Source organism: Aquamicrobium zhengzhouense (genome assembly GCF_016124105.1).
Lineage (GTDB): Bacteria > Pseudomonadota > Alphaproteobacteria > Rhizobiales > Rhizobiaceae > Aerobium > Aerobium zhengzhouense.
On the sequence record NZ_JADGMQ010000005.1, the window covers coordinates 1 to 12,045 of the forward strand.

The 12,045-nt window shown below is 58.5% G+C and carries 10 protein-coding genes and 1 pseudogene; 3 read left to right on the forward strand and 8 right to left on the reverse strand.

The annotated features are described in order from the left end of the window. Positions 1 to 405: 405 nt before the first annotated feature. Positions 406 to 3,294 carry a bifunctional diguanylate cyclase/phosphodiesterase gene (locus tag IOD40_RS09055; RefSeq protein ID WP_198476225.1) on the forward strand — a complete coding sequence of 963 codons (2,889 nt, stop codon included), beginning with the start codon at positions 406 to 408 and terminating at the stop codon, positions 3,292 to 3,294. 616 nt (positions 3,295 to 3,910) lie between these two features. Here IOD40_RS09055 and IOD40_RS20350 read toward each other — a convergent pair. The 4 genes and pseudogenes from IOD40_RS20350 to IOD40_RS09070 form a co-directional block, all read right to left on the reverse strand. Then, a pseudogene (locus IOD40_RS20350) lies at positions 3,911 to 4,006 on the reverse strand (hypothetical protein); the annotation flags it as partial. A 560-nt stretch (positions 4,007 to 4,566) separates the two neighbouring features. Next, positions 4,567 to 4,698, reverse strand: coding sequence for a hypothetical protein (locus IOD40_RS20205; protein ID WP_267905071.1), 132 nt, complete (start codon positions 4,696 to 4,698; stop codon positions 4,567 to 4,569). A gap of 10 nt (positions 4,699 to 4,708) precedes the next feature. Then, positions 4,709 to 4,936, reverse strand: a complete 228-nt coding sequence (gene ccoS, locus IOD40_RS09065) for a cbb3-type cytochrome oxidase assembly protein CcoS (RefSeq protein ID WP_325099696.1) — start codon at positions 4,934 to 4,936, stop codon at positions 4,709 to 4,711. A gap of 17 nt (positions 4,937 to 4,953) precedes the next feature. Continuing rightward, the gene (locus IOD40_RS09070; protein ID WP_198476226.1) at positions 4,954 to 5,652 is read right to left on the reverse strand and encodes an HAD-IC family P-type ATPase; all 699 of its coding nucleotides are present in this window, start codon (positions 5,650 to 5,652) and stop codon (positions 4,954 to 4,956) included. Between the two features lie 81 nt (positions 5,653 to 5,733). On the opposite strand from IOD40_RS09070, the gene istA reads away from it, so the two are divergent. Together istA and istB are read left to right on the forward strand one after the other, a co-directional pair. Further along, positions 5,734 to 7,260, forward strand: coding sequence for an IS21 family transposase (gene istA / locus IOD40_RS09075; RefSeq protein WP_198476227.1), 1,527 nt, complete (start codon positions 5,734 to 5,736; stop codon positions 7,258 to 7,260). Beyond that, on the forward strand, positions 7,250 to 8,062 hold the full coding sequence (gene istB, locus IOD40_RS09080; protein WP_198476228.1) for an IS21-like element helper ATPase IstB: 813 nt from the start codon (positions 7,250 to 7,252) through the stop codon (positions 8,060 to 8,062). The genes istA and istB overlap by 11 nt, the downstream gene beginning before the upstream one ends. Positions 8,063 to 8,099: 37 nt before the next feature. On the opposite strand, the gene IOD40_RS09085 is transcribed toward istB, so the two are convergent. The 4 genes from IOD40_RS09085 to IOD40_RS09100 form a co-directional block, all read right to left on the reverse strand. Next, positions 8,100 to 8,345, reverse strand: a complete 246-nt coding sequence (locus IOD40_RS09085) for a hypothetical protein (RefSeq protein ID WP_198476229.1) — start codon at positions 8,343 to 8,345, stop codon at positions 8,100 to 8,102. After that, positions 8,342 to 8,827: a hypothetical protein gene (locus IOD40_RS09090; protein ID WP_198476230.1), complete on the reverse strand. Its 486-nt coding sequence runs from the start codon at positions 8,825 to 8,827 to the stop codon at positions 8,342 to 8,344. The genes IOD40_RS09085 and IOD40_RS09090 overlap by 4 nt, the downstream gene beginning before the upstream one ends. Beyond that, the gene (locus IOD40_RS09095; protein WP_198476231.1) at positions 8,824 to 9,756 is read right to left on the reverse strand and encodes a hypothetical protein; all 933 of its coding nucleotides are present in this window, start codon (positions 9,754 to 9,756) and stop codon (positions 8,824 to 8,826) included. Before IOD40_RS09095 ends, IOD40_RS09090 begins: the two co-directional genes overlap by 4 nt. A gap of 1,172 nt (positions 9,757 to 10,928) precedes the next feature. Next, positions 10,929 to 12,011 (reverse strand): cytochrome C, encoded by a 1,083-nt coding sequence (locus IOD40_RS09100; RefSeq protein ID WP_198476232.1) that lies wholly within the window; start codon positions 12,009 to 12,011, stop codon positions 10,929 to 10,931. Positions 12,012 to 12,045 lie beyond the last annotated feature (34 nt).

Genomic DNA, 12,045 nt, shown 5'->3' on the forward strand with positions numbered 1-12,045 from the left:
GCTTCGCGTCTCCACCGGTTGCTCAACCCGCGCCCTACGGCGTAACAGAAAAGGCCGAGGCTCTAAACGCCGCTGGATGAAAACTCAGTGGCACGTCACATCGACAAGTTCACCTCGGCCGACGTCTACTCTGGGCGCGGCCAGACAATCCTGCTCAAACGTGAGAGTTTTAAACGAACAACATCAAGAAGCGCAGTTTCAACCACAAACCAGCGTGGCCGATCACCCTTAAAGCGGCCTAAAACTCCATTCTTCCAGAGCCAAAAGGTCCGAAATCATTCGGCGACGGAAATTCAGGGCTGTTGCTGCCTCTGACATTTCCAATCTTTCTACAGAAGGTTTTATCAAGTTTCGCATATTATGTTGCTGCCTGGGGGGGGGGGCGCGAGGTGTCCCATGCTAAACTTGTTTGAGACTATTATTCACGAGCACGACCAGCGTTTGGTAGCGCTGGCTCTGGGCATTTGTGCAATCTCAACGCTGACTGGCACCGCCATCGCACAGATGAGCATGAAGGCGGACCTGGTTCACAGACGAGGTTGGCTCATCCTAGCGGGCGTGGTTACGGGACTGGGCGTGTGGACGACCCACTTCACCGCGATGCTTGGCTACCGCAACAACCTCGATATTCATTTCGATCTATCAGTCAGTGCCTACTCCCTAGTACTCGCGATAGGCTTTACGGTCGCCGGAGGTCTGGTCGGCCTCCAAGGCAAGGAACGGGGCATACTCGCGGGCGCCTTCGTCGGTGTCGGCATTGCAGTTGCTCATTTTCTGGACATGCATGCCCTTCGCTTCGCTGGCTCTGTCGTACATGACCCTTTGATCACCTTATTCGCGGGGGCGGTCGGTTTGGTGCTCGCCGCTTGGGCCGGCCACCTGCTGCTGAGGTGGAGGGATCAGATTTTCGCGTGGCCTGCTGCCATTGCCTTGTCTGCTGCGATCCTATCGTTCCATTTCATCGCCATGTCGGGCGTGAGGATTGTTCCTGCGGAAGCAGCCGTAGAGATGAGCGGCTGGACCGCATCGGTTGATGAATTGGCCACGATAATTGTCGTAGCATTTTTGCTAATGCTTGGTGCCGCGGTCACCTACACTTGGCACTCTGAGCGTTTGGCAAGAGCAACTGCACGGCAGCAACGTCGCTTGATCCACACGCTGGAAACACTTCGCGAGACCCAGGACCATCACAGGGCATACATCGAACTGAATCCTCAGATCGCATGGGTCGCTGATCGTTACGGGATGATCACGGAAGTCGCTCCCCTCTGGGGAGAGTTGGTCGGGTTGCCGCGCGAAGCAAGCTACGGTGAGGGGTGGGCGAAGGTAGTCCATCCCGACGATTTGCCGTTGGTGACACGGCACTGGCGTGCGGCGATCGAGGCAGGAGATGGAGACAGCGCCGATGTCCGCTACCGACTCCGGATGAGCGATGGTGCTTTTCGGTGGTATCGCGCAAGAGCACGCCCTCGTCACGATGCCGAAGGCAACGTGGTCGCATGGTATGGCAGTCTGGAAGACATCCACGACCAAGTCCTAGGAGAAGAAGCGCTCCGGAGCAGCGAAGAACGCTATCGCTTGGCATCGCGCGCTACAAGTGATGTCATCTGGGATTGGTCTTTCCAGGATCAACGCGCCACCTGGGCTGGCGCATACAAGAAGGTTCTGGGCTACCCGGAGCTACAGAGTGAAACCGACTTTGACTGGTGGCTGGATCGCATTCACCCCGACGATCGATCTCGAGTACTCACAAGCCAGTCAGCCGCGCTGAAAGGCGGTGCAGAGTATTGGCATGAGGAATACCGGTTCCGCATTGCAACGGGCGAATGGATTGATGTCAAAACGCGGTGCGTCATCGTGCGCGACGGGGACGAAAGACCTATTCGACTCGTCGGATCGATGCTCGATGTTACCCAGCAAAAGACCGTCGAAGCCGAACTAAACTGGGCAGCCCTTCATGACCCACTGACAAAACTGCCCAACCGCACCCTCTACCGGAAGCGAAAGCGGGCCGCGATAGATGACGCGCGCCAAAGCGGTGGCTCTGTCGCCCTGATCGTGCTAGACTTGAACAATTTCAAGGAACTCAATGACACCTTAGGACATGCCGCTGGAGATCGGGTGCTGGAACAGACTGCCCAGCGCCTGTTGGAGAGCTTGCCGCATACTGCGAGCGTGGCCCGATTGGGGGGTGACGAGTTTGCCATTATCCTGCCCGAACTTTCTGAGCCGGATGCTTACGCAGGCCCCATGTCTTACGTTTCAACCGCGATGGAAGAACCGTTTTTGGTCGGGGACACGCGCGTTCCTGTCAACTTCTCAGCTGGCGTTGCGCTATGGCCTCGGGATGGCGAAGATCCCGCCGAGCTTCTGATAGCCGCAGACTTGGCGCTTTATTCGGCAAAGGAGGAGATGCCGGGAACTTTCATGGAGTTCACACCCACTCTGAGAGGCGCGTCCGAGAGGCGTTCACAGATGCTGTTCCTTGCCAGACAGGCGCTCGAACAAGACAGTATCGTACCATTTTATCAGCCCAAGATCGATCTGCGGACCGGACGTGTCATGGGATGGGAGGCTCTGCTACGCATCTGTAGCGCGGACGGCACCATACTTCCGCCATCGGAAATCCAAGCGGCATTCTCCGACAGCGAGGTTGCTGTTCGCTTGACCGAGCGAATGTTTGCCCGCGTGTTCGCCGACCTAGCGAATTGGCGCGCGGTCGGCATAGATCCAGGACGGATAGCGGTAAACCTTTCGGCTGCCGACTTTCGTGGCCCCGATCTAGCTAGTCGGTTGCAGGCCCATGCAGAAGCAACAGAGCAAGGTCTCTCGGCCATCGACATAGAGGTGACTGAGACCGTGCTGATAGGCCAACTCGGTCCGGAAGTCTCACGTATGTTGCAGGAACTGCGTAAGATGGGCGTTATGGTCGCGCTAGATGATTTCGGGACGGGTTATGCATCTCTGACTCACCTCCAGGAATTTCCGGTCGACGTCATCAAGATCGATAAGTCGTTCATCGAGCGTATCGATGAGAACAATCCGAAAGCGACTGCAGTGATTGATGCAGTGCTCGAGATGGCTATGCGGCTGGGCATGCAAACGGTTGCTGAAGGTATCGAGACGATGGAGCAGGCCCGCTACCTGCGCGCCCGCGGCTGTACTATGGGACAAGGCTATTTCTTTGACCGCCCGCTCCCCGCCTGCGAAGTGCCGCGCGCGCTTTCATCTGAAACTAAAGGGCAGTGGGAAGTCGTGCGCTTACGTTCTTTAAAAAGCCGAACAGCACCCTAGGGGACGCGTAGTGGGCGAAGTGCAGCAACCGACTGAACGTCCGCTTTGTTAGCTGCGCTGCAAGAGGCTAACGAGCACGAATTCATCCCACTATCGCCGAACCGGCGTAGCGGTCGGCCTGCTACGTTGATTGCATCCACACCAGGGGGGGTCCGGATAGACGTCTAACTCACATCTCGGTTCCTCTCGGCCAAACCCGCGCGTTCTCCACGTCGAGGCCAGGGCAGTGCAGCGCGTTCTCGATCTTGGACGGAGCAAGCAAGATGCCGGCGCAGTGTAGTGCCTTCAGCCCGACGCCACCCGGTTATCCCCGGACTGCCTGAAATGAGTACGCGGTTACATCGACCACGAGCTGGTCAGGCGGTTATCTTATATCTGCGCAATCTCATATAGTATTCCCGCCAGAAAATAGCAGTGCCAGTGATGCCAATGAGGGCGACGGGACCATCGTATCCGGGCTGCGCAGCGCGGGCCTGTCCGTTCCCATCCCCAAAAAAAACAGCCCCGCTTCGCCTTCGCGCCGAGACCGCCGAAATCTTTCGAGCCGCGCAGCGGCAGCGTGAACTCCGTGTTGACGTGGAGCGCGGAGATCGCGCGACAGAGGATGCTGGACGCCTCGGGGGCGGTATTCAACCAAGATGTCCGAGCGCAGAAGGATGTGGCGGTGCAGCTCCGTCTTGCCGGGGCAGGCACCGCCGATCGCATTGATGTGGTGCAGGTCGTGATGATCTGCGCACCCTGAATCGCCTCTTCCGCGGGGTCAGCCCAAAAGCTGCCCGCAGGCAGTCCTCCGCAATCCAAGGCCATAGAAATGGCACCGGCGCAACTCGCGCGTCACGCGTCTGGGATTAGTTTGTCAGACCCTAACCCTTGGACATGGGGTGTCCTTCAAAGACTCGCGTGCATTTTCATCTAGCGGATGTGTCTCGCACGCGTTTTTCCTGTCGGGGGCTGTAAGCAGACGATATGAGATCGATGTTCGTGTCCTTATTGAAGGTCTCTCTAGAGGAGATCGATAAACGAGAAGTTGTTCTCATGATTACGTTAGGAAGACATCATGCATAACACTGCTTCCTGTACGAGCGACGAGCTAACCGCGAAGGTGCTGACCAGCTTGGATCAGATCCATCGACCGAAGGATGCTAGCCAGAAACCGACTCACATCTTCTCCAGCCCAACCCCTGAAGTTGCCACCGGGACCCCGATGGATCGGATCCTTGGGAGGCAGGTGGGCTCCGAGAAGTTCGAGACGCAGCGACCGCCGGACGAGCGTCAGAAGATCGCAACCACTACTTCAAGCAACGCGATCCCAAGAGCCGCCAGACTGGGAACCATGACCGCGGCCCCAGACAACAGCGCCAATGCCGCGATCCAATCGAAAGGTTGGTCGGATCCTATATTCATGTTTTCCTCCTTAAGTTACTCGGGGCGGACCGCGCGGCCCTCGAGGACTCTTTCCCATCCCGCTTGGAACATTTCGTGCCAAGCTGTGCGTCCATGCTTCCCACGGAAGCGGTGCGTCCTTTGCATCGGGGATTAAGACCCGCTCTGCGGCCCCGTCGAGATCTTCGTACTGTCCGGCCCCCATCGACCAAAGGAACGCTGCGAGGCCGACCAGTCCCATCCCCAATGCTATCGGCACCAGCTATACCAAGTAGTTCATGTCACCTCGGCAAGGCGCGTCGGGGCTTGATCCGGAGAAGGTGCAGCGGCTTTTCCGTGACACGGCATGCGCAGCGAGTTGGCCACTACGATGATGGACGATGTCGACATAGCAATAGCGGCCATGAGCGGTGTCACTTGGCCAAGCATGGCGAGGGGGACGACCAGAATATCATAGACAATCGCCAGACCCAGGTTCTGCCGCACGAGGCGGGCCGCTGAGCGGGCGATCTCGATCGCCTGCGGCACAGCTATCAGGCTGCTTCGGAGAAAGACTAGGTCGGCCGCGTTCCGACCCACATCTGCTGCTGACGAGGGTGCCATGGATACATGTGCGGCAGCCAGCGCCGGCGCATCGTTGAGCCCATCGCCAACCATCAAGACCCGCTGTCCAGCCAAGGTTAGTTCAGTCAGGCGTTCGACCTTGGCCTCGGGGAGGACGCCGTGACGCGCTTCCGAAATCTTCAGGGCGGCCGCCACTTCGGCAACTGCCCCCGAGTGATCTCCCGACAATATCTCCGCCGTCATTCCGATCGCGGACAGCCTCGTCACTGCCTCTATCGCGCCGGACCGCAGCCGGTCATTGATCACAAACGATCCTGCAGGTTTACCATCATTGGAAAGCCAGGTGTATGCCTCGTTCGAGCTTGTCGGCGAGGCGGACGTGTTGATTTGCACTGAGAGCTGACCCGGCATTACGGGAAATTATCACTGAGATTTGACCCATGTTTCAATCATCCCTCGCGAGGTTTCAGCGGGGGCTCTGGAGTGATCGACATGGCGTTACTGAGCGTAATCCGGCGCTGGCATTTTCGAGAGCATCTATCAATCCGGGAGATTTGCCGCAGGACCGGCCTATCCCGGAATACCATCCGCAAATATCTGCGCCTTAACGACGTAGAGCCGAAGTTCAAGGTCCCGGAGCGGCCGAGCAGGCTTGATCCGTTCGCTGATCGGCTGTCGGCCTGGCTGAAGACGGAGTCCCAAAAGGGCCGCAAGCAAAAGCGCACCTTGAAGCAACTCCATGCCGATCTGGTAAGCCTCGGCTACGACGGTTCTTATTGCCGTGTTGCAGCCTTCGCGCGGGAATGGAAGGCAGACCGGCAGAGAGAGTTACAGACGACAGGACGCGGGACATTCGTGCCTCTGGCTTTCGAGCCCGGAGAAGCCTTCCAGTTCGACTGGTCGGAGGACTGGGCGATCATCGGCAATGAGCGCACCAAGCTGCAGGTGGCGCATACGAAGCTTAGCTACAGCCGGGCCTTTATCGTCCGTGCCTATCTCCTCCAGACCCATGAGATGCTGTTCGACGCCCACAATCATGCCTTCCGCGTGTTTGGCGGCATTCCTGGCCGTGGCATCTACGACAACATGCGCACGGCAATCGACAAGGTGGGCCGTGGCAAGGAGCGCGACGTCAACGTCCGCTTCATGGCGATGGCCAGCCACTACCTCTTCGAGCCCGAATTTTGCAATCCCGCGTCCGGCTGGGAGAAGGGCCAAGTCGAGAAGAACGTTCAGGATGCACGTCATCGGTTCTTTCAACCTGTTCCGCGCTTTCCATCCCTTGAGGCCCTGAACGACTGGCTTGAGCTTCGATGCAAGGCCTTCTGGGCAAAGACCCCACACGGCCAGATGCGCGGCACCATCGCCGACATATGGGCTGAGGAAGCGCCAACTCTGATGCCAGTTTCTCGGCCATTCGACGGCTTCGTCGAATATACGAAGCGGGTCACTCCGACCTGCCTCGTCCATCTGGAGCGCAATCGCTACAGCGTGCCGGCCTCTTTCGCCAATCGACCAGTGAGCCTGCGGGTCTATCCGGATCGTATCGTGGTCGCTGCGGAGGGCCAGATCGTCTGTGAGCATCGCCGCGTCATCGACCGCTCCCACGATCGGCCGGGCCAGACGATCTACGACTGGCGGCACTATCTGGCGGTCGTGCAGCGTAAGCCCGGCGCTCTACGCAATGGTGCTCCGTTCATTGAGCTGCCGGATGCATTCAAGAGCTTGCAGCAATATCTCCTGAAGAAGCCAGGCGGAGACCGCGAGATGGTCGATATCCTGGCCCTTGTTGTCCAGCACGATGAACAGGCCGTGCTGTCGGCCGTGGACATGGCGCTGAAGTCCGGCGTTCCGACCAAGACCCACGTGCTGAACCTGCTGCATCGCCTCGTCGACGGCAAATCCTTCACACCGCCCATCATCGACGCGCCACAGGCCCTGACGCTCACCAACGAGCCCAAGGCCAATGTCGAACGCTACGATGCCCTGAGAAAGACGGAGGTTCGCCATGCGTCATAATCCGGCAAGCGGTGCTATCGTCATCATGTTAAGGCAGTTGAAGATGCATGGCATGGCCCACGCCGTAGGTGATCTGACCGAACAGGGATCGCCGGCGTTCGAGGCTGCCATCCCGATCCTGTCGCAGCTCCTCAAGGCGGAGACCGCGGAACGTGAAGTGCGATCGACGGCCTACCAGCTCAAGACGGCACGCTTTCCAGCCTACCGCGATCTGAACGGCTTCGACTTCACCAGCAGCGAGATCAACGAGGCGCTGGTCCGTCAGCTTCATCGCTGCGACTTCCTCGACGAGGCCAACAACATCGTCCTGATCGGAGGTCCCGGCACGGGAAAGACCCATATCGCCACGGCCATCGGTGTCCAGGCCATCGAACATCATCACAAGCGGGTTCGGTTCTTCTCGACCGTGGAATTGGTCAATGCTCTCGAGCAGGAGAAGTCCCAAGGTCGTCCAGGCCAGATCGCTAATCGCCTCGTCCATTCCGATCTCGTGATCCTCGACGAGTTGGGATACCTGCCGTTCAGTGCATCAGGTGGCGCATTGCTCTTCCATCTGCTGAGCAAACTCTACGAGCGCACCAGCGTCATCATTACCACCAACCTGAGCTTCAGCGAATGGGCCAGCGTCTTCGGCGACCCTAAGATGACCACCGCGCTGCTGGACCGGCTCACGCATCATTGCCACATCCTCGAAACCGGAAACGACAGCTTCCGGTTCAAAAACAGCTCAGCGCATGAGCCCAAAACAACGAAGGAGAAACGCAGGAACTTGACCACCACAACCGACACGAACGATACATAAGGCGGGTCACTTCTCGGCGCAAATGCCGGGTCAGTTCTCAATGCAAATCAACAGCCCATACAAAGTCGTCCTCATCGTCGTCACTTCCAAGAACGGATGTCGTCCAGCGTCTGTCGCTGTCACGCTCAATCTCTCGGCGTTTCTCATCACGATCGACGTCGACAAGCAGTTCCTGCGTAATTGCGAATTCGATCGCGTCTGCACGAGCGGCGTGATGGAGCCTCTTCAGGAAGTGGATAGCCAGGCGTTCAGCCACAACGGCTCTTTGAAGCGTGCGGCTCACGGTTGCTTCTCCTTCCGTGAGATCAACCGCAGCGCAAAGCCTTGGCGTTTGGCATTTGGTGGCCGCGTCGACACGATGCTGCGCCGGGCAAGCCAATCCCACACGGTCATCGAGGCAAGATCCCCCGCTTCGACGTATCTGTTGAGGTGTTTTATGATGCTGAGTGGCATTGGCAGGCCGCGCTCGATCCGAATGCGGGCGTAGTGCATCGTCAGCTCGATGATCGCGGCTGGATCATCCGCAGGTCTGCGTGTCTGACAGTTACACCTTGTCAGGATCCCCTGACGAGCGCGCGCCCGACATGCATCATCGTGCCCAATCACCTTGAGCATGACATCGCGGCAGCCGCCCGCCTCGAAGGTCATACCCCTAGACGGCAGATCACTGTCAGGTCGGGCCACGGTCGGCGGTAGCGGCGTCATGCTCGTCTTCTCTCCAATAAAGACCTTGAGAGAAGGTACGTTTTTCTTGCGATCGCTCATTGCATCACCCTCCCGCGTGCAAAGCCCACTCGGGCGGCACCAGCCTGCGCCCTGCCCAGTGCGAGCACATCGTCAACCGAGTCAATCAGGCCCCCCCCCGAGTTGCTGCTGCCCAGAAGTGCCGAGGCACCGGGTTCCATGACAGCCTCCAAGCCAGACAGGCTGGCCGAGGCAGCATCTATGAAACTTTGCTGGACCTCCTTACGGCAGCGCTCTGCCAGCAACGCGCGTACACGCTTACCAAAAAGATCACGCAATACGCCCATAGCAGCGCCCGCGCCTTCGATCTCGAGCAGGACGTCGATCTCCGAAAGACCCCATATACCCCGCTCATGGTCGATCATCTCATCGGAGCCATCGACAATGGCGACGGAGACGTCGACGATCGGTGGCGTCCGGCATTCCAGCGTCAACCAATCGCTGGCAATCATCGCCACCGCCAGCATCTTGGAGCGCAACTCATTGAGGCGTGGCATCTCGTAAGACAGGAGCGAACGCTTGACGTCGAGGATCAGCGCAGCGTGGCGCTTGCGATCCACAATCACCAAATCGGGTGCATAGGTCTCCCGTGAGTGGACCTCTGGACTCAGGCGCAGGCCTCGCAGCACCCCCTCATTGCGCCGCAGCACCTCGCGTGCCGCAGGCACAACGGGCATCGGACGCTCCAGCGGTACGACGCTCAAGTCAGGATTACACGCAGCCAGGCGTGCGATCCCGCGCTCCAGAAGCTTGCCTTCGTGAAATGCGGTCGATCGGATCGCGGCAACGATCTCGGCCCAGACGCCAAAGGTCGCGTCCGGCTTTGCCGTGCATCCGGAAACGGCGTCGATTGCCTGTTCAACGAGGCGTTCAAGATCAGGCCGAAGCGCAGCGATATCCGCGGTGGCGGTCAAGCTCATCGCTTTGCTGGTTGAAGTGTCTGTGGTCATGGAAGTTTCCTCAAAATCGGGAGGCACGTCGCCGCTCCGCCGACGGGGCGCCGGAGGCAAGGTCAGACAAACGCGTGACTAAGGGGCTGGGCACTTGCGCGATGGCGTCAGTCGAGGCTTCGCGCCAGCTGCGGACTTGCTCTCAAGTCCGACAGATCACTCGAGGCAAAGGCTCTCAGCCTCGTTCTCAACGTGAACGCGTTAGACGCGTCAGATCACACCGATGCGATCGACAGCTCTCCCTGTAGACAAACAGATGAAGAAACTTCTAGGCAGTCAAAAAAAAGGGTATCGCTGTTCATAGCCCAATGCCTTCCATTAAAAGGTTGCGGGTCAGGCCCTCGTTCGGTGTTTGCGCACGGACGAGGGCCGTTCTGCTTCAGACCATCTGAAGCGAAAGCATCATCGCAGGATCTCGAACACTCGAGAGCCCGTCATGCGATCGTATGGTTAATTTAGGCAATTGGCAGGAAAGATGTCCGAAAAACGGGGCCAGTCTGCTAGACTACGCGCGTCCAGGCCGCGCCCACTTCCCACGCACTTCAATCCAAACATGCGATAAATGTTCTTCAGCGACTAAGAAACTTGGCGCCGGCTCCAGCTTAAATGATGCAAAGCTGGTCGTTGGAGTGGCGAGTGAGAGATATAAAGTGGAAGAACGACTTCGAGGGTCACCAAGCGGTGGGAAGCGAGACCAGCGAATCCTATCCGGAATTGAGGTTGTGTTTTTCGTCGGCGCCGTCTCAACTTGGGGAGTGTCCTTCATCGGAGACGTCATGGCAGTTTAGTACGCGATGGATGTCAGAAGGGCAACTTCAAGCCTTAGCGAGACGCTCAGCACGCGCCCCGCCTGCGCTCCGGAGCCAATAACTCATGAGAGTGATGCACCGGACCCCATTGCCTACACCTTCCTTAAAACACACTTCTTATTAGATATGACTACACAGCCGCTGCTTCTGTCTCAGAGATAGGATAGAGCGCGTTTCGACGTAGCGATCGGATCGCCATCTCACCGATGGCCAAGTCGCCGTGACTACCTTAAAACATCCAAAAGGTTGCAGGCAGAGATCGATAACACCTTTGAATCTGGTGCTTGACGTCGCACCGGGTAGCTCGCCGAGCAAAGGAGGACACCGAGATTTTGCTAAGGTGCCGTTCCCCTCGCATGGCAATCAGCGGCTCATGCCTGTCAGTTCCCGGCCCAGTGCGCTTGAGAGGTCTTCTGCGGAATCGTAGAGAAGCTGAAGTGCGTAGTGCGGATTGTGGACATGGATACCTCCATCCGCGCCGACGAATTTCCAGTTGTATGCGGCCTTCAGCAGCCGCGGGGTCCAGCTCGTATACGCGACCGGAGCGCCATCCTTCTCGTCGGCACGACCGTCTGAATTGTGGTCGGCGAAGAAGTACGGATAGCGTCCGCCGTCGTATATCATCGGCGTCCCGATGACCTCGCGGGCATAGTCCTGCACGAGACCGAATAAACGCTGCCGATTGGCGACAATGTCGGCGTGAATGCCCTTGCCGAGATCACCGCTGCCGTCGAAGCTTTGCCGCGAGATACGGATCGCCTTGGGATCGCCGGTTTCGTGGCAAGTGGTGCAGACCTCTTCCGCGACGGTGAGATTATGCGGCTCATGGCATGAGACGCAGGTTGCCACGGGCCGCGCATGAAAGAAGCGCGGCTCGTATTCCTTGCCGGCGTAATGGTAGCCGAGCGCTCCGTCACCGCCGAGCAGCGTGGCCCCAGCGATGGCATAGTGCGGATTGACGAAGCCGAGCTCCGGATTGACCTCATCCTCTTGTGAGGCGCCGACCGACTTTTCAATCGTAGCGGTCGAAGCGCGACCCTGATGACAGGTCATGCACGCGCCTTCGAAGCCGGTCACAGGGTGGGGCAAACCTGAAGGCAGCTGGATTTCAGTCAGACTCGGCAGCGCGGGATTATGGCAGGTATCGCAATCAACGACGCCTCCGACGGGAACAGGCGTTTGAGGCAATCCCGGCTCACTGCCGTCAAACCCATAAAGCGAGCGGAAACCGGCACCCGAGTGGCAGGTTGCGCAGACCGGCGGAATCTGGCCCGCGTCATTCCAATGAGCGAAGGATTCGGAATGCACGTTGGCATGTCCACTGCGCGCCCATTGCGTGATTTCTGCGATGTTCGGCATCCGCTCCGGGGTCTGGCTAATCGCCGAGGCAGCAGCGACAAACACCAGCGGCAGAGCTGTTAAAAATACAACATGTCGCATCGGCATCGCTGGTCCCCGCTTGGCTTGCCCGGTGTGATGG

What these genes read in the sequence shown, in the direction of transcription:
- IOD40_RS20205 (WP_267905071.1), bottom strand. Translation starts at nt 4,698, where the DNA reads ATGAATATAGGATCCGACCAACCTTTCGATTGGATCGCGGCATTGGCG.
- IOD40_RS09070 (WP_198476226.1), bottom strand. Translation starts at nt 5,652, where the DNA reads ATGCCGGGTCAGCTCTCAGTGCAAATCAACACGTCCGCCTCGCCGACA.
- istA (WP_198476227.1), top strand. Translation starts at nt 5,734, where the DNA reads ATGGCGTTACTGAGCGTAATCCGGCGCTGGCATTTTCGAGAGCATCTA.
- istB (WP_198476228.1), top strand. Translation starts at nt 7,250, where the DNA reads ATGCGTCATAATCCGGCAAGCGGTGCTATCGTCATCATGTTAAGGCAG.
- IOD40_RS09090 (WP_198476230.1), bottom strand. Translation starts at nt 8,827, where the DNA reads ATGAGCGATCGCAAGAAAAACGTACCTTCTCTCAAGGTCTTTATTGGA.
- IOD40_RS09095 (WP_198476231.1), bottom strand. Translation starts at nt 9,756, where the DNA reads ATGACCACAGACACTTCAACCAGCAAAGCGATGAGCTTGACCGCCACC.
- IOD40_RS09100 (WP_198476232.1), bottom strand. Translation starts at nt 12,011, where the DNA reads ATGCCGATGCGACATGTTGTATTTTTAACAGCTCTGCCGCTGGTGTTT.